The following is a 923-nucleotide window of genomic DNA, read 5'->3' as shown; positions in this document are numbered from 1 at the left end:
GACCAGCAGTTCGCCAACCTCTACTGGTTCCGCTACGACTGGTTCAACGACGAGAAGAACAAGGCGGATTTCAAGGCGAAATACGGCTATGACCTCGGCGTACCGGTCAATTGGTCAGCTTACGAGGATATCGCCGAGTTCTTTACCGGCCGGGAGATCGATGGCAAGAAGGTCTTCGGCCATATGGACTATGGCAAGAAGGACCCATCGCTCGGCTGGCGCTTTACCGATGCGTGGCTTTCCATGGCTGGTAATGGCGACAAGGGTATCCCGAATGGTCTGCCAGTCGATGAATGGGGCATCAAGGTCAACGAAAAATCACAGCCCGTTGGCTCGTGCGTCGCTCGCGGCGGTGATACCAATGGCCCAGCCTCGGTGTACTCGATCCAGAAATATCTCGATTGGCTGAAGGCTTATGCTCCGCCGGAAGCTCAGGGCATGACCTTCTCCGAATCCGGACCGATCCCGGCGCAAGGCAATGTCGCTCAGCAAATCTTCTGGTACACGGCCTTCACCGCAGACAGTGTCAAGGACGGGCTGCCGGTCGTCAATGCCGACGGTACGCCGAAATGGCGCATGGCCCCCAGCCCGCATGGCGTTTACTGGAAAGACGGCATGAAGCTTGGTTATCAGGATGCGGGTTCCTGGACGCTGCTTAAGTCCACTCCGGACGACCGGGCCAAGGCTGCCTGGCTCTATGCCCAGTTCGTGACTTCGAAGACCGTCGACGTGAAGAAGAGCCATGTTGGTCTTACCTTCATTCGCCAGTCTACGCTCGATCACAAGAGCTTCACCGACCGTGCGCCAAAACTCGGCGGTCTGGTCGAGTTCTATCGCTCGCCGGCACGCCTGCAATGGTCGCCGACGGGTACCAACGTTCCGGATTATCCGAAGCTGGCTCAGCTCTGGTGGCAGGCGATCGG

General features: G+C 58.2%; 1 pseudogene. It reads left to right on the top strand.

Features of this window, described 5'->3' with window-relative positions:
• Window positions 1-923 (top strand): annotated as a pseudogene (locus LB462_RS30905) (carbohydrate ABC transporter substrate-binding protein); the annotation flags it as partial.

The sequence above is a fragment of the Phyllobacterium chamaecytisi genome (genome assembly GCF_020164455.1).
Taxonomy (GTDB): Bacteria; Pseudomonadota; Alphaproteobacteria; order Rhizobiales; family Rhizobiaceae; genus Phyllobacterium; species Phyllobacterium chamaecytisi.
The sequence above is the reverse complement of the archived record's forward strand: the minus strand, read 5'-3'. Positions and strand labels throughout refer to the sequence as shown.